This window comes from Pseudomonas sp. GW821-FHT02B10, assembly GCF_059421865.1.
The window spans coordinates 277,358-294,357 of sequence record NZ_JBWKVU010000002.1; the positions used below are offsets into that span (position 1 = coordinate 277,358).

Sequence of the window (17,000 nt, forward strand, 5' to 3'; positions counted from 1 at the left end):
GGGTGTGATGTTCACTCGTGTACCGCAACCGCTGATCTACGCCGAGGCGCTGCTGGCGCAGTTCGCCAGCCTGTCGCGGGCGGCCGACGGTGGCGCGCTGCTGGGCGATTTCGTGCGCGGCGTGGCCGGGCTCAGCGGTTGCGAGCTGAGCCAGCTGTACCTGCTCGATGCCACCCATACCCGGCTCGGCCTCAGCGCCGAATGCCTGGGCGGCATCCTGCAACCGCGGGAAGCGGCAAGCCTGCCGGCGGACTACAACGGTGAGCAGCTGCTGCAGTTCGCCCTGTGCCAGAACCGCGTGGTGAGCCTGGTGGGGCTGAGCGGCAGCCTGCACGAAACCAGTTTCCTGCCGGCCCGGGACACGCCCTGGCAGTCGCTGTTGTGCGTGCCGCTGGTGAACACGCAAAAGGCTGTCGAGGGCCTGCTGCTGTGCGCCAGTCGCGAACATGTCGACCTGCAGGGCTTCGCCGACTCCATGGGCCAGCTGGGCTCGTTTGTGCTCGGGCAATTGCACCTGCTGCAACGCCTGCGGCGTCCGGTGGGCGACGCGGCGCCGGTGGCCAGCACCCCGGTCAGCGCCAGCGGCTACGGCTTGATCGGCAACAGCACGGCCATGCGCCAGACCTACCAGTTGATCAGCAAGGTGCTGCACAGCCCCTACACCGTATTGCTGCGTGGCGAGACCGGTACCGGCAAGGAAGTGGTGGCGCGGGCCATCCACGACTACGGCCCGCGGCGCTCCCAGGCGTTCATCGTGCAGAACTGCGCGGCGTTCCCGGAGAACCTGCTGGAGAGCGAACTGTTCGGCTACCGCAAGGGCGCCTTCACTGGCGCCGATCGCGACCGTCCGGGGCTGTTCGACGCGGCCAATGGCGGCACCCTGTTGCTGGACGAAATCGGCGACATGCCGCTGTCCCTGCAGGCCAAGCTGCTGCGCGTGCTGCAGGAGGGCGAGATCCGTCCGCTGGGTTCCAACGACACCCACAAGATCGACGTGCGCATCATCGCCGCGACCCACCGCGACCTGGCGGTGCTGGTCAGCGAGGGCAAGTTCCGCGAGGACCTGTACTACCGCCTGGCGCAATTCCCGATCGAGCTGCCGGCCCTGCGCCAGCGCGAAGGCGACATCCTCGACCTGGCCCGGCACTTCGCCGACAAGGCCTGCGCCTTCCTCCAGCGCGACCCGGTGAGCTGGTCGGAAACCGCCCTCAATCACCTCTCGGGCTACACCTTCCCGGGCAACGTGCGCGAGCTCAAGGGCCTGGTGGAGCGGGCGGTGCTGCTGTGCGAAGGCGGCGAGCTGCTGGCCGAGCATTTCTCCCTGAGCATCGAAGCGTTGCCGGAGGAACCCGGGCTGAACCTGCGCGAACGCCTGGAGAAGGTCGAGCGTCATCTGCTGCTCGATTGCCTGCGCAAGAACGATGGCAACCAGACCCTGGCGGCCCGCGAGCTGGGGTTGCCCAGGCGCACGCTGCTGTACCGCCTCGGGCGGCTGAACATCAATCTTGGCGACTTCGAGGGGTAGCGCGACATGACTTTCCCCAGCGCCTTTTTCGTTTCGCCAAGCGTCGCCCGCAAGGGTCGGCGCTTTGTGCATTGTCTACCCATGGAGATCCTCTGATGTCTGTTCGTCACTGGCAAGCCGCCCTGCTGGCTCTGATCGTTCTCAGCGGCCTCGGCGGCTGTAGCGGCAATTACAAATTCAACGACAACACCTATCGCCCATTGGGTGATCCGCAGGCGGTCAATCGCGGCAAGTGACCGCAAGGAGCATCATCATGGAACTGGTTTTCGAAATGCTGAACACCAAGCAGTTCGTGCCCACGGAGTTGAGCAGCAAAACCTTCAAGCAGGCCGGCGGGGTGATCGGGCGGGGCGAGGATTGCGACTGGATCATTCCGGACCGCAAGCGTCACCTGTCCAATCACCACGCGATCGTCAGCTACCGCGACGGTACGTTCTTCCTCACCGATACCAGCAGCAACGGTATCCAGGCCAGTGACAGCGGCGCGCGCCTGCGCAAGGGCGAGCCGCAGCGTATCGAGCACGGCAGCGTCTATGTGCTGGGGGATTTCGAGATCCGTGCGCGCCTGGTGCGCGATCCGGCGACCTTCGACGCTGAAGTCGGGCGTCCGCAGGCCGCTGGCAGCATCATTCCCGATGACGCATTCCTCGACCTCGACCCGCTCAACGCGCTGGACCAGCAGGAGCGGGTGTATTCGGAAATCGACGAGCTGACCGCGCTCAACACGCCGCGCCAGGAACCACGCCAGCGCGCGGACTATGCGCGCATCGACATGGAAAGCCTGCTGGTGCCGGAACTGGTGGCGCAGCCCGAGGCGCCGGTCGCCGTCGAGCCGGCCCCGGTGGAACGCCAGAGCGAAGGCTTCTGGGAGCATTTCGGCGCGGCGCTGGGGGTGGACCTCAAAGGCCTCGATCACGACGCCCGCGAAGCCCTGGCAATCGATGCCGCGCGCCTGCTCAAGCAAAGCATCGGTGGCCTGCAGCAGAGCCTGCGCACCCGCAGCGAGCTGAAAAACGAACTGCGCCTGGCCCTGACCACCGCCCAGGGCGGCAGCAAGAACCCACTGAAGTTCGCCGTGGACGCCAGCGAAGCGCTAGGAATCCTGCTGCAAGGTAACAAGCCCGGCCAGCTGCCGGCCGAGCAGGCGATCTCCCGCGCCTTCCGCGATTTGCAGGCGCACCAGGTGGCGCTGCTGACCGCCAGCCGCGCGGCCGTGCGCGGCACCCTCGAGCATTTCTCGCCGCAGCAGCTGACCCTGCGTTTCGAACGCGACAACAAGCCGTTGCTGGCCACCTCCGGCAGCCGCTGGAGAGCCTACAACCGCTATCACCAGGCCCTGCGTCAGGACGATGACTGGAGCGAACGCCTGCTGGCCCGTGACTTCGCCCAGGCCTACGAAGAACAGATCCGCCTGATCTCCACCCTTCACACCGAACACCAAGGATGATGCGCATGTCTCGCTGCTCGACCCTGTTACTCAAGACGCTGGCCATGCTGACCGCCCTGGCGTTGCTGGCCGGCTGCTCGTCGCTGTCGCCGTACTCGACCATGACCAAGCTCAACCTCAAGCTGACCGCCAGCGACCAGCTCAACCCGGACCTCAACGGTCGCCCGTCGCCGATCGTGGTGCGGCTGATCGAGCTCAAGCATCCGGTGGCCTTCGAGAACGCCGACTTCTTCAGCCTCTACGAGCGCGCCAAGGAGTCCCTGGCGCCGGACATGGTGGCCAGCGAAGAACTGGAACTGCGTCCGGGTGAAACCGTGGAACTCAAGCTCAGCGTCGAAGAAAGCAGCCGCTACGTCGGTGTGCTGGCAGCCTACCGCGATATCTCCGAAGCCCAGTGGCGCTACGTGGTGCAGCTCACTCCGGTGGAGCTGACCGAAGCCGATCTGACCCTCGACCAGGCCGGTATCCGCACCAGCAACGCAACGCTCGCCAAGGCGGACAAGTAATCATGAACGTGCATAAAGTCATTTGGCAGGAAGGCATGTTGCTGCGCCCGCAGCACTTCCAGCACAACGATCGCTACTACGACTACCAGATGAAAACCCGCACCCAGTTGCTGGGCAGTTATTCCTGGGGTTTCCTGAGCCTGGAGATCGACCTGCAGTTCCTCAACATGGGCAAGCTGGTGATCAGCCAGGCCTCCGGCATCCTGCCCGACGGCAGCCTGTTCGAGCTGGGGGGCAACACCGAGCCGCTGGCCCTCGACGTGCCGCCGAACACCGGCAACACCCCGGTCTACCTGGCCTTGCCGCTGGTGACCGGCAACCACATCGAGTCGCGCCGTCCGGAGCAGTCCGATGTGCTGGCGCGCTACACCGCCTACGAGGCGGAAGTGGCCGACTCCAACGCCGGCGACGATTCCAGCAGCCAGGTCAGCTGCGCCCGGCCGGACTTCCGCCTGCTGCTGGGCGAGCAACAGAGCGACCAGGCCTATGTGAAGCTCAAGCTCTGCGAAGTCCTCGACACCACCCCCGACGGGGTGATCAGCCTCGACCCGGACTTCGTGCCGACCTTCATCCACGCCCATGCCTCGAGCTACCTGCTGTCGTGCCTGAAAGAAGTGATCAGCATGCTCAGCCACCGCGGCGACACCATCGCCGACCGGATCCGCTCCAACGGCAAGGTCGGCGGTGCCGAAGTCGGCGACTTCATGATGCTACAACTGATCAACCGCACCGAACTGCTGCTGCGCCACTACCTGGGCCTGGAGCAGGTGCACCCGGAAGAGCTGTATCGCACGCTGCTGACCATGCTCGGCGATCTGGCGACCTTTGCCAGCGACAGCAAGCGCCCGCGCCTGGACAGCCGCTACCAGCACAGCGATCAGGGCGCGAGCTTTCGCAAGTTGATGGACGCGATCCGCCAGGTGCTGTCGATGGTGCTCGAACAGCACGCCATCGAGCTGGTGCTGCAGGCGCGTCAGTACGGGATCATCGTGTCGCCGTTGCACGACCACAAGCTGCTGGGCTCGGCCTCGTTCGTCCTGGCCGCCAGTGCCAACTGCGACTCCGAAGAACTGCGCCATCGCTTGCCGGCGCACCTCAAGGTCGGCCCGGTGGAGCGGATTCGCCAGCTGGTCAACCTGCACCTGCCGGGGATCAAGGTCAAACCCTTGCCGGTGGCGCCACGGCAGATCGCGTTCCACTCCAACAAAACCTATTTCATCCTCGAACTCAGTTCCGAAGACCTGGCGCAACTGGAGCGTTCCGGCGGTTTCGCCTTCCACGTGTCCGGCGAATTCGCCGAGCTTGAACTGAAATTCTGGGCCATCAGGAACTGACCGACATGATCAAGGACATGGAACACAACCAGGACGATAAGACCGTCCTGCTCGATCGCCAGGGCCATGGCCCGGCGCAGAGTCCGCTGACCGATTTCGCCGCGCCGCCGCGCTTCGAGCAACTGGAAGAACGGATGATCTACGCCGCGCGCCTGCGCCCGGCCGAGGCCTTCAACATCAGCCTGAACGCGCTGGTGGCGGCGGCCTCGGACCTGTTGTCGGAAGTGGTGCGCCTCAAGCACAGTGACACCCGCGAAGACCTGTACGCGCTCAACGAGCGCCTGACCTCGGCCCTGAAGCTGTTCGAGGTGCGCGCCCTGCACAACGGCGCCGAAAGCAGCCAGGTCATGGCCGCCCGCTACGTACTGTGCACCGTGGTCGACGAGGCGGTGGTCACCACCCCGTGGGGCAATGAAAGCGAGTGGTCGCAGATGAGCCTGCTCAGCAGCTTCCACAACGAGACCTTTGGTGGCGAGAAGTTCTTCCAGCTGCTGGACCGGCTGTCGAAGAACCCGGTCAAGCACCTGCCGATGCTGGAGCTGATGTACCTGTGCCTGTCGCTGGGCTTCGAGGGCAAGTACCGGGTCATGGCCCGCGGCATGCTCGAACTCGAAGGCATTCGCGATGCGCTGTACCGGCAGATCCGCCAGCTGCGTGGCGACGTGCCGCGCGAGCTGTCGCCACACTGGGAAGGCTTGCGCGACAAGCGCCGCAGTCTGGTGCGCATCGTGCCGTGGTGGATGGTCGCGCTGTTCACGGTGGTCTGCCTGGTGGTGATGTATTCGGGGTTCGCCTGGGTTCTGGGCGAGCAGCGCGAGACCGTTCTGCAACCTTATCAGCAGCTTGACCCGGCCGTGGTCCAGCCCCAGCCGTAATACAGGGATGTGTGATGAAAAACTTCTTCAAGAAAGTCGGCGCCTTCCTGCGCAAGACGTGGGTCTGGACGCTGTTGCTGGTGCTGTTTGTGGCACTGCTGGTGTGGTTCGTCGGGCCGCTGCTGGCGGTCAACGACTACAAGTTCTGGGAAAGCGCGACCTCGCGCCTGCTGACCATCAGCGTGCTGTTCCTGATCTGGGGCCTGACCATGGTCTTCGTCAGCTGGCGCGCCGGGGTCCGCAAGAAAGAAATGGAAGACAGCGAAGACGGCCAGGAACGCCTGCGCCGCGAAGAGCTGATCGACGAGGAACAGAAAGAGCTGCGCAGCCGCTTCAAGGAAGCCATGCGCACCCTCAAGACCTCCAGCCTGTACCGCGGGCGCAGCGAGCGCTGGCGCAACGACCTGCCCTGGTACCTGCTGATCGGTCCGCAGAGCAGCGGCAAGACCAGCCTGCTGGACTTCTCGGGCCTTGAGTTCCCGATCAACAAGATCGACCGCAAGCTGACCCGCGATACCGTCGGCACCCGGCATTGCGACTGGTACTTCGCTGACCATGGCGTGCTGATCGACACCGCCGGCCGCTACCTGACCCAGCCTGATGCGGAAGTCGATGGCAGCGCCTGGAGCACCTTGCTCAACCTGCTGCGCAAGCGCCGTCGCGGGCGTCCGCTCAATGGCGTGCTGGTGACCATTCCGGTGGAGCTGCTGCTGAGCGGCAACGAGCAGGATCTCGAGACCCTGGCGCGCCAGGTCCGCGCGCGCCTGCAGGACGTGCATCAGAAACTGCATGTCGATGTGCCGGTGTACCTGGTGCTGAGCAAGGCCGACCAGTTGCTGGGCTTCGACGAGTTCTTCGACCAGCTGAGCCGCGAGGAAAGCGACCAGGTGCTCGGCACCAGCTTCCGCAAGGAACAGAACGGCACCGACGTCGCCGTGCTGCGCCAGGAGTTCGAAGAACTGCTGCGGCGCCTGAACAGCCAGGTGATCATGCGCATGCACCAGGAGCGCGACACCCAGCGCCGTGGCCGCATCCTCGACTTCCCCCACCAGTTGGGCCAGATCGGCGAGCGCCTGTGCCTGTTCGTCGACATGGCGTTCACCGGCAACCGCTACCAGCGGGCCAGCCAGCTGCGCGGTTTCTACCTGACCAGCGCGCCGCACCTGACCGAAAAGCTCGATCCCGACACCGCCAGCATTGGCGCCAGCCTGGGCATGGCGGCCGGCGTGCTGCCGACCCTGCGCAGCGGCCGTTCGCGCTTCATTCACCACCTGCTGAGCCGGGTGATTTTCCCCGAGGCCGACCTGGCTGGCCTGGACAAGCGCGAGCGTAATCGCATCCATTGGGGCCAGCGTGCGCTGTACGTTGGCGCGCTGGTGGCCCTGGCCTTGTTCGGCCTGCTCTGGGCCGGCGGTTTTTCCGCCAACTACGAGCGCCTGGAAAACCTGCGCTCCCTGGCGCAGAACTGGAACCAGCAGCGCACGGCCCTGACCGCCCGTGACGATGCGATGGCGGCGCTCAAGACCCTCGACACCAGCTTCGAAGCCACCAAGGTGTTCCCGGCCAAGGGCGACGTCTCGCTGCACGAGCGGGTCGGCCTGTACCAGGGCGAGGAAAGCAACCCGGTGGTGCTCAGCGCCTACGAGCGTGAGCTGCAAGCGCAGCTGTTGCCACGGGTGGCGCAGATGCTCGAAGGGCAGATCCGCGGCAACATGCGCGACCGCGACCGTCTGCTCAACAGCCTGCGGGCGTACCTGATGCTGAACATGCAGGACCGTCGCGATCCGTCCTGGCTCAAGGACTGGGTGGCCAGCGACTGGTCGACGCGCTATGCCGGCAACACCGCGGTGCAGAACGGTCTGAACGCGCATTTCGAACGCCTGCTCAAGCTGCCGTTCAGCTACCCGCTCAACGACACGCTGGTGGCCCAGGCGCGCCAGGTGCTGCGCAGCGAGTCGCTGGCCAATGTGGTCTACCGCGTGCTGCGCGAACAGGCGCGGAGCCTGCCGGAGTACCGCCTGAGCCAGCATCTGGGGCCGCAGGGCAGCCTGTTCGTCGGCACCGACTACGCGATCCCGGGCTTCTACACCCAGCAGGGTTACCAGCAGTATTTCTCGGTCCAGGGCACGGCGCTGGTCACCGATATCCTGCGTGACAACTGGGTGCTGGGCGAAGGCAGCGGCATCAGCGGCATGGACCTGCGCCGCCTGATGGTGGAGCTGGAGCAGCTGTACTTTCGCGACTACGCCAACTTCTGGAGCGAAGCGGTGGGCCAGGTCGGCCTGCAGCCGTTTAACGATGCCGGCGAAGGCGCCGATCAGGTCGCCGGCCTGACTTCAGCCAACTCGCCGGTGCTGCAACTGCTGGTGGAAGTGCGTGAGAACACCCGCTTCCAGGCCATCGCCGAAAGCGCCGAAGACGTGACCGCCGCGGCGGACAAGGCCGCCGAGAAAGGCGGGGCGCTGGGCAAGGTCGCGGCGGCTGCCGCGGGCAAGGCCCAGGAAGCTTTGGCCAAGAACCTGCCGGACACCGCGAAGAAGTCGCTGCAACGTCGCTTCGAACCGCTGCACCGCCTGCTGGATGACAACAACGGCCCGGCGGCGGACCTGACGCCAGCGCTGCAAGCGTTGAACGACCTGCAACTGCAACTGGCCGGCCTGGCCCGTGCCAGCGCGCCCGAGCAGGCGGCGTTCGAAATGGCCAAGACCCGCATGAGCGGCCAGCGCGATGCCCTGAGCAACCTGCGCAACGCCTCGGTGCGCCTGCCGCGTCCGGTGAGCGTGTGGTTCAACGTGCTGGCGGAAGACACCTGGCGCCTGGTGCTCAACGACTCCTACCAGTACCTGAACCAGCGTTATCAGAGCGAGCTGTACAGCTTCTATGGCAAGGCCATCAGCAAGCGTTATCCGTTCAGCGCCCACAGCACCAGCGATGTCGCCATCAGCGATTTCCGCGAGTTCTTCAAGGCCCAGGGCATCGCCGATCGTTTCTTCGAAACCTACATGCGGCCTTTCGTCAGCGGCGATCCGGGCAACTACCGCCTGCGCAGCATCGACGGCCACAGCCTGCCGATGTCCAAGGTCTACCTCGACCAGATGGCCGCGGCCCAGGTGATCCGCCAGAGCTTCTTCTCGGAGAACCCGGCGGAGCCGCAGGTGCAGTTCAAGCTGGAGCCCTACACCCTGGACCCGGCGGTGAGCCGTTCCGAGTTCCGTTTCGGCGACAAGACCATGGAATACCGCCACGGCCCGATCGTGCCGGTGTCCTTCAAGTGGCCGACCGATGCCGAAGACGGCCGCACCAGCCTGGTGCTGGACAAGATGGCCGGGCGCCCGGTGGGTATCGAAAAGAACACCGGCCCCTGGTCGCTGTTCCGTCTGTTCGACCTGATGCAGACCGAGTACCTGACCGGCCGTGACGTGCTGGTGCTCAAGGCCGACCTGGGCGGCCTGCGCGCCAACTATCTGCTGATGAGCCAGCGCACGCCGAACCCGTTCGACATGGGTGTGCTGCGTACCTTCCGCATGCCGGTGCAGCTCTGATGCTGGTTGCCAGTACCTGGCGCAGCGCTGCGCGCACCGACCCGGGCAAGGTTCGGGCGCGCAACGAAGATGCCTTCCTCGACTGTCCGGAGCAGGGGCTCTGGGTGGTCGCGGACGGCATGGGCGGGCATCAGGGTGGCGACATCGCCAGCCAGTTGATCGTCGCCAGCCTGGCCGAGTTGCCGGCGCAAGACAGCTTCGACGAGCGGCTCAAGGGCCTGCGCCAGTGCCTGCACTGGCTCAACCGGCGCCTGGGCCAGGAGTTGACTGTCACCGCCGAGCGCCACGACAGCATCATGGGCAGCACCGTGGTCGCGCTGTTGCTGGAAGGCGACCGCGCGGCGTGCATCTGGGCCGGCGACAGCCGCTGTTACCTGTGGCGCGGGCAGCGTCTGTACCAGCTGTCCAAGGACCATTCGCTGCAGCAGCAACTGATCGACGAGCAACAAATGAGCGTCGAGCAGGCGCGGGCCCATCCGGCGGCCAATGCCCTGACCCGGGCGGTGGGCGCCAGCGAGCAGCTGACCCTGGATGTGCTGGAGCTGCAGGTCTACCCCGGCGATGCCTTCCTGCTGTGCAGCGACGGCCTGTACCAGGGCCTGACCAGCGACGCGCTGGGCAATGCCTTGAGCCTGGCTTCGCCGCAGGTGGCGCTGGAGCGTCTGTTCGACGGCGCCCTGCGCGGCTCGGCGCGGGACAATCTGACAGCCGTGGTGATCCGCCAATGAGTGATCTCAAATCCGGTCTGGATAACATCCTGATGAGCGAGGAAGAGGCCAGCAACCTGACCTATTTCGCCTTCGCCAAGGCCAATGAGGCGCCGCGTCCCGTGGCGCCCAAGGCCAAGGGCAAAGGCCGCAACCGCTCGAGGAACCGCCCCCGTTCCAAGGCCCAGGCCGTGGCGCCTGTGGGCGGGTTGCCGGACGTATTGGCCGGACGTTACCGCCTCGAGCGCCTGCTCGGGGCCGGTGGCATGGGCGCGGTCTACCGCGCGCGGGACCTGCTGCATGAGCAGTTCGGCGATCCCGACCCTTACATAGCGCTCAAAGTCATGAGCGAAGAATTTTCCGAGACGCCGGATGCCAGCGCCTTGCTCTACAGCGAGTTCGCCCTGACCCGACGCCTGCGCCACCCGAACGTCGTGCGCCTGCACAGCTTCGAGGTGGACACCCAGTGCCAGCGCGCCTTCATCACCATGGAGCTGATGCGCGGCCTGACCCTGGACAAACTGCTCTGCGAGCGGCCGTTGGGGCTGCCGTGGGAAGAGCTGCGCGATGTGGTGCGGCCACTGCTCGATGCCCTGGCGTACAGCCACGCTCGCGGTGTGCTGCACGGCGACCTGAAGCCGAGCAACGTGATGCTCTGCGAAGACGGCGTGCGGCTGTTCGACTTCGGCCTGAGCCAGGCCGAGGAGGGCATCCTTCCCGGCCTGCCGCAACTGAGCCGCAGCCGCTTCAACGCCTGGACGCCCGGCTATGCCGCCCCCGAATTGCTGGAGGGTGGCGCCTTGTCGGCCAGCGCCGACCTGTACGCGGTGGCCTGTGTGATCTATGAACTGGCCTGCGGCAAGCACCCGTATCGCCGGTTGCCGTCGACCCAGGCCCGCGACGAACGCCTGGACCGCTCGCTGCAGGCGCCCAGGCATCTCCCCAGACACTGTTGGCCAGCCCTGCGCGCGGCGCTGGCCCTCGACGCGGCGGAGCGCACCATTTCCGCCCAAGCATTGCGCGACGCCATGCGCGCGGATTCGTCCTGGCTGCAACGCTGGTTCCATCGGCGTAACGGATGACCATCGAACAGGGAGCAAGCTATGTTCAATCCTTCCAATGAAACCCACTTCAGCCTGACAGTCGACGACTTCCAGGGTGACTTGCAGGTGCTGTCTTTCGAGGGGATCGAAGGCATCAGCCAGCCGTTCCGTTTCGATCTGGAACTGGTCAGCGAGAACCCCGACCTGGACCTGGAAACGCTGCTGCACAAGCAGGCTTTTCTGGCGTTTGATCCGCAAGGTAGTGGCATCCACGGCCAGATCTACCGCGTGGCCCAGGGCGATGCCGGCAAGCGCCTGACCCGCTACAAGGTGTCGCTGGTGCCGCAGTTGGCTTATCTCGAACACCGCACCAACCAGCGCATCTACCAGCAGCTGTCGGCGCCGAAGATCATCGCGCTGATCCTCGAAGAGCACGGCATCCAGGGCAACGCCTACCAGTTCCAGCTCGGCACCCCGTGCCCGGACCGCGACTACTGCGTGCAGTACGACGAAACCGATCTGCACTTCATCCAGCGCCTGTGCGAAGAGGAAGGCCTGCATTACCACTTCCAGCACAGCCCGCAGGGCCATCTGCTGGTGTTCGGCGACGACCAGACCGTGTTCCCCAAGCTCGGCCAGCCCACCGCCTATATCCAGGGCAGCGGCATGGTCGCCGACGAGCCGGTGATCAAGGGTTTCAACCTGCGCCTGGAAACCCGCACCCGCCGCACCACCCGCCGCGACTACGACTTCGAGAAGCCGCGCCTGCAACTGGAAGCGGCCTATAAACCCGAGACCGACAGTGAAGAGCCGGACCTGGAAGACTACGACTACCCGGGCCGTTTCACCGACCGCGCGCGCGGCAAGTTCCTGAGTCAGCGCGCCCTTGAACGGCACCGTGCTGACTACCAGCAGGCCGAAGGCTGGGGCGACCAGACGCGCCTGGTCAGCGGCCATTTCCTGGAACTGTCCGAGCACCCGCGCAGCGAGTGGAACGACCTCTGGCTGCTGACCCACATCGTTCATGAAGGCAAGCAGCCGCAGGTGCTGGAAGAGTCGGTGACCAGCGACACCACCGACAACAAGGATGACTTCCACCAGGGCTATCGCAACCGCTTCCTCGCCACGCCCTGGCAGGTGTTCTACCGTCCGGCCCTGAACCACCCGAAACCGCGGGTGCTGGGCAGTCAGACCGCGGTGGTCACCGGGCCCAAGGGCGAAGAAATCCACTGCGACCAGTACGGCCGGGTCAAGGTGCAGTTCCACTGGGACCGCGAAGGCAAAGCCGACGACAAGACCAGCTGCTGGCTGCGCGTGTCCTCCAGCTGGGCCGGCGATCGCTACGGCGCCCTCGTCATCCCGCGCATCGGCATGGAAGTGCTGGTGACCTTCCTCGAAGGCGACCCCGACCAGCCGCTGATCACCGGCTGCCTGTACCACAAGGAACACCCGGTACCGTACGCCCTGCCGGCGAACAAGACCCGCACGGTATTCAAGTCCATGAGCTCGCCGGGCGGCGCCGGCTACAACGAACTGCGCATCGAAGACAAAAAAGGCGCCGAACAGATCTTCATCCACGCCCAGCGCGACTGGGACGAAAACATCGAGCACGACCAGAAAATCCGCATCGGCCACGAACGCCACGACACCGTGGAAAAGAACACCTACACCGAACTCAAGGCCGAAGAACATCGCATCACCCACGCCGACCGCAAGACTGAAACCCGCGTCGACGACCACCTGACCGTGGGCAAAAACCAGCACATCAAACTCGGCACCGCCCAGCTGACCAAAGCCGGCCAGGAAATCCACCTCAAGGCCGGCGCCAAGATGGTGATCGAGGCCGGCAGCGAACTGACGATCAAGGCCGGGGGCAGCTTTATCAAACTCGATGCCGGCGGCGTCACGGTGGTGGGGCCGGTGGTGAAGATCAACGCGGGGGGAGCGCCGGGGAGTGGGACCGGGATTGGGATCAAGATACCCGGTCTGCCAGGGGCGGCGGATAGGGATAAGGCGGGGAGTTTGATGGATGAGGCGTTGGTGAATGCGGTGGCAGAGCAGGCTAAGCGCAAGCCGAAACGGATGCTCAATTTTTCTGGTTAACAGGCCTTGAAAAGCGCCCAAGCCACCAAGGATCAGGATTCAGGTAAGTAGTTATGGCAGAGACAACAACCAGCAAGGTTGAAAAGTGGGCATACCCTCTGAAAGCCGAGGCTTCAGAGGTCACAGACCTAATGCAGTATTACAAGGCTTTGGCCAAGGCCAAGGATGGGTATTACCCGCTCGGCTCCAATGGCTTATGGCACGGCGGTATTCACTTCGATGAGGACACCGGATTAGTTGCAGACAAGGCCGAAGTCCGTTGCATTGCCGATGGCGAGGTGGTGGCTTATCGAATCGACGAAAAGTACCCGACCTCGAATTACGGTTCGACGCCGTCGGTGTTCTCAACCGGTTTCGTGTTGGTAAAACATCGTCTTGAGTTGCCTGCGCCTCCCGCTCCAGCGGGCAGCCCACCACCACCAGCAGCCGGTCCAAGTCTGACCTTCTTCAGCCTGTACATGCATTTGCTGGACTGGGAGGGCTACAAGGCCAACCCTACCCTTAAGAGGCCTGCCTTTTGGGGTAAAGACACTTATCAAGTCAAAGCAAATGCGCCAGACAAGTCATTAGGGCTGCGAGTTCGTAGCGGCAACTCAGGACAGACCTCGGTATTGACGGTTCTACCCCGTGGCACCACGGTGAACACTAAACCTGCTCCAGCAACACAAAAGTGGCTCGAAATCGTCAGCGTGACCCCTGAAGTCGCAGCTCTGCCAGCGAATACAGGTTGGGTGTTCAAAGGTGAAATGCAGCATCTTTCCGGAGATATTTATTTTGTAGGAGAACAGGCCAAGGACGCCCCTCCAGAGCAGAAAACCGGGGCGAACATCCGCAGTGCCACGGCAAGAGGGCTACCTATAGGTTTTTTACCTACAGGCACGCAAATCAAAATCAGCAATGAACAAGCTTCTGGCAAATATCGCAAGCTACTGGAAATTGTCACCGGCGAATCCATCCCTGCGTTAACACCGGGTGCAGATGGAACATTGCCTGGGTATGTCTGGCTTGACTCTCTTGAGGCAAAAAGCGAACCCAAAACCCCTGGGGTGATTGTCCCATTGACGCCAGTTCATAAAATCAGAGCTGGTGAACTTATAGGGCATGTGGGCAAGTATCAAAACCATTCGGACCCGGCCCCGAAAAACTTGCTGCACCTGGAAGTGTTTAGTTGTGAGGACATCAAGGCTTTCATCGACCAGACCAAAGAGCAGGCCGTCAGACTGCCAGCAACAGAAAAGACACTGGTCAAAATCCTGCCACACACCCCGCTGATTACTCATGTGCCGGGTATGAATGCTACCAACCCCCCCAAAGCGAACGATGCTAGCAAAGAGGTCGGTTATGGTCTGCTCATTCCTGTGAGCGTATTGGAAGCCCTGCCAGCAGAGAAAAAAATCAAAGCTCCGGTGGTGATGGATGGAGTCACTACCTATACGCAGTGGTGGCACCTGGAAGGGCTACTCGCCGATGCTCAAGGAGAGAGCATCGACGGTTGGTTTGCCGAGCCTAATACCACGTTGTACCGCCACTCGCCTTTTGAATGGGAAGGTTTCACCTTCATCGAAGAGACTGGGAGCAATGTCGATCACTATGCGGCTTTCCTTCATGCACAAGAAAATATGACGGATGAAGAGCGCAAAACTTACCAACCTAATATTGTGACGGCCGGAGGAGGGCCGACAACACAGGCTCTTTACACCACCCTTGACCGAAATGGCGACAAGAAACTTCCACCAGAAGAGATAAGTGATGCCCTGAGTAAGCCTTGGTTCGCCCAGCCGATTTCGCAGATGGTTGTCAAATATGAGAGTGAGTGGGACTACAAGCCGGAGAAGTGGGACTCTTTAGATGAGTTGATAGGGCATAGCGAATCGGCTCCGCATAAGGAGTGGGTTGCCGAGAAGGCGCGGATTGAGAAGCTGAGCTGGTGGAAAGAAGTGGCAGGAAAGGAAGCGCTAAGTCCAGATGGCAAGGTTCTGCATATACACCCCTTAGGACTAATAGGAAGTTTTGATCGTAAAAAACGATGTGTTTGTAATGCTGTGGTGAAGGTGACGAGATGGAAAACCCATTTCGGTCCTGTGGTCTGGGGAGAAGGGAAGTTGGGTGATGCTTCTCAGTGGAGTGCTATAGAGGCTGCTGGTGAAGTAACTGCGTTTGAGAAAAAAGTAATTACTGTTATGTGTGAGAATGAAGGGAAGATAAATGCTGTTCAGTCATATGATAGTGAACTCATAACTGCAGGAGCGATGCAAAAAACGATTAATCCACAGGGCGCTGGCGAACTTCCGGCTCAAGTGGCAAGGTTCAAAAGTTTATACCCTGATGAATATGTAGAGCTATTTGAGAATCAAGGCTGGCATCTGGATCTAAGTTCGGATGATCCGAAAATGTACTATCAAGACTCTGCATTTTCGAACGGGGAGAAGCTTGAGGGTGCCCAACTTAAAAGTAAGTTAAGGGTTGGCTGCGAAGAAGCAACTTATGGGAATGTAATTCAGTGTAAGCCAGTGTCGGTTATGGCTTGTGCTATAGGCTCTCCGTCATATGTTAAGCTTCAGATTTTGGACTTTATAAAACGCTTGAGAGAGGTCCTGCTCAAAACTCCGAGTACATATAATTTTACGGTTGGGCAACTATTTTTGTCAGCGCTTGGACAAGCTACAGCTTTGGACGAAAATGTGAATCGACCTAGCAACGTTGTAAAGAATCTGAAAAAAGCGTTGGATAAGTTTTTCCTGGAAAACCCGAATGTTAGCAAGGACATAACAACTTGGGGGAGTAATCATGCAGACTATGAGCGAAAAATTACCGAGATTTATGGGCCTGGCCGTCCTGGAATGACCGAGCCAGCGGATAGATATAACAAGATAAAGGCGGCATTGAATGTTTAATAAATATCATACAGTAACGTTGCTGGTTTTACTGTTCGCCCGCTTGAGCCATGCAGATACGGAACCTTTGGATATTAATGGGGGAAACGATAGTGCGCTGAGGTTCAGAAATTTTGACGAAAAATACGGAGGTTGGAGGGACATAGAATATAAAGGTGTTGCAGGTGCATTCAATATATATATGGTTCCTAGCAAGATGGCACCTTCAGAAGAAGGTATCGTAGCCAACTCAGACATAGATATGGTTTCCCCCGACAAAAAGTATGTGATAGTTCAACGAACAAATGCCGGAGAGGTAATCGACGAAGAGGGTAATAAAATAATGTCCTCGCAGGCGTACTGTGATGCAGTATCGCTGGAAACTGGTTGTGTCAAAAATGTAGGGTCAGCCCTTCAATGTGATGGGGCGTGGCAAGGACAGAAATGGAAAATTACAACAGGAGAGACTTTTGATTTTTCTAAAGGAGGCATGTCTCCACAATATTTACTATCTGAAGTAGCTAATGTGTCTTCGAATGAGTCTCGCTCGGATTCATTAAGAGATTCGCTTTTTATGGGGGTGCCTTCTTATATGGCGTGCTATCCGCCAGAAAAAAGCATCTCTGAATATAACGATATAGGATTCTATTTTGCGCAGGGCGGCGAGCATTTGTTGGCGATGCAGATTTACAGTCGGTTATTGAGCTTGGCTCCTGATAGAGTGCCATTGAAGCTTAATGTTGCTGACTCTCTTTGGGCGTTGGGTAAGCATGATGAGGCGAAGCCATATTATATTGCCTATAGGGAGGCGATGTTAAAAAAAGGAGGGGTAAGTAAAATTCCTAAGCGAGTTGTAGAGCGCCTGAATTAGTGTTGATGGATGTTTTTGTGGGGCTTATGTTTCGTAGTTACATGTTAGGGGCGGCAGAGAGGTTGATTTGATGAGGTGTTTACTCTCTATATTTGTATTGTTCTTTTGCAGTCCGGCTTTCTGTGGCTCCACAGAGAGCCAATTGGATTGTAAGGCTGAGAGTTCGGAGGAGGT

General features: G+C 61.3%; 12 protein-coding genes. All 12 read left to right on the forward strand.

The annotated features are described in order from the left end of the window. Positions 1–7: 7 nt before the first annotated feature. The 12 genes from AC07VU_RS05115 (at position 8) to AC07VU_RS05170 (ending at position 16,826) form a co-directional block, all read left to right on the forward strand. On the forward strand, positions 8–1,525 hold the full coding sequence (locus tag AC07VU_RS05115; protein ID WP_062824223.1) for a sigma-54 interaction domain-containing protein: 1,518 nt from the start codon (positions 8–10) through the stop codon (positions 1,523–1,525). A gap of 95 nt (positions 1,526–1,620) precedes the next feature. Beyond that, complete coding sequence (locus AC07VU_RS05120) at positions 1,621–1,761, forward strand: hypothetical protein (protein WP_007930271.1); 141 nt, start codon at positions 1,621–1,623, stop codon at positions 1,759–1,761. A 17-nt stretch (positions 1,762–1,778) separates the two neighbouring features. Further along, on the forward strand, positions 1,779–2,972 hold the full coding sequence (gene tagH, locus AC07VU_RS05125) for a type VI secretion system-associated FHA domain protein TagH (RefSeq protein WP_087087509.1): 1,194 nt from the start codon (positions 1,779–1,781) through the stop codon (positions 2,970–2,972). Positions 2,973–2,977: 5 nt separating this feature from the next. Continuing rightward, positions 2,978–3,478: a type VI secretion system lipoprotein TssJ gene (tssJ, locus tag AC07VU_RS05130; protein ID WP_457275240.1), complete on the forward strand. Its 501-nt coding sequence runs from the start codon at positions 2,978–2,980 to the stop codon at positions 3,476–3,478. Between the two features lie 2 nt (positions 3,479–3,480). Further along, a complete protein-coding gene (gene tssK / locus AC07VU_RS05135; protein WP_007930267.1) occupies positions 3,481–4,812 on the forward strand; it encodes a type VI secretion system baseplate subunit TssK in 1,332 nt (443 codons plus the stop codon). Between the two features lie 5 nt (positions 4,813–4,817). After that, positions 4,818–5,687 carry a type IVB secretion system protein IcmH/DotU gene (gene icmH / locus AC07VU_RS05140; RefSeq protein ID WP_274305017.1) on the forward strand — a complete coding sequence of 290 codons (870 nt, stop codon included), beginning with the start codon at positions 4,818–4,820 and terminating at the stop codon, positions 5,685–5,687. A gap of 14 nt (positions 5,688–5,701) precedes the next feature. Continuing rightward, entirely contained in the window at positions 5,702–9,229 is a 3,528-nt protein-coding gene (gene tssM, locus AC07VU_RS05145; RefSeq protein WP_495029586.1) for a type VI secretion system membrane subunit TssM, read from the forward strand. Further along, a complete protein-coding gene (locus AC07VU_RS05150; RefSeq protein WP_007930264.1) occupies positions 9,229–9,957 on the forward strand; it encodes a PP2C family protein-serine/threonine phosphatase in 729 nt (242 codons plus the stop codon). Before tssM ends, AC07VU_RS05150 begins: the two co-directional genes overlap by 1 nt. Continuing rightward, the gene (locus AC07VU_RS05155) at positions 9,954–11,018 is read left to right on the forward strand and encodes a serine/threonine-protein kinase (RefSeq protein ID WP_277589853.1); all 1,065 of its coding nucleotides are present in this window, start codon (positions 9,954–9,956) and stop codon (positions 11,016–11,018) included. The genes AC07VU_RS05150 and AC07VU_RS05155 overlap by 4 nt, the downstream gene beginning before the upstream one ends. Positions 11,019–11,039: 21 nt before the next feature. Next, a complete protein-coding gene (locus tag AC07VU_RS05160) occupies positions 11,040–13,082 on the forward strand; it encodes a type VI secretion system Vgr family protein (RefSeq protein WP_495029587.1) in 2,043 nt (680 codons plus the stop codon). A 53-nt stretch (positions 13,083–13,135) separates the two neighbouring features. After that, positions 13,136–15,976, forward strand: coding sequence for a hypothetical protein (locus AC07VU_RS05165; protein ID WP_495029588.1), 2,841 nt, complete (start codon positions 13,136–13,138; stop codon positions 15,974–15,976). Further along, positions 15,969–16,826, forward strand: a complete 858-nt coding sequence (locus tag AC07VU_RS05170; protein WP_457275236.1) for a tetratricopeptide repeat protein — start codon at positions 15,969–15,971, stop codon at positions 16,824–16,826. The genes AC07VU_RS05165 and AC07VU_RS05170 overlap by 8 nt, the downstream gene beginning before the upstream one ends. Positions 16,827–17,000: the final 174 nt, after the last annotated feature.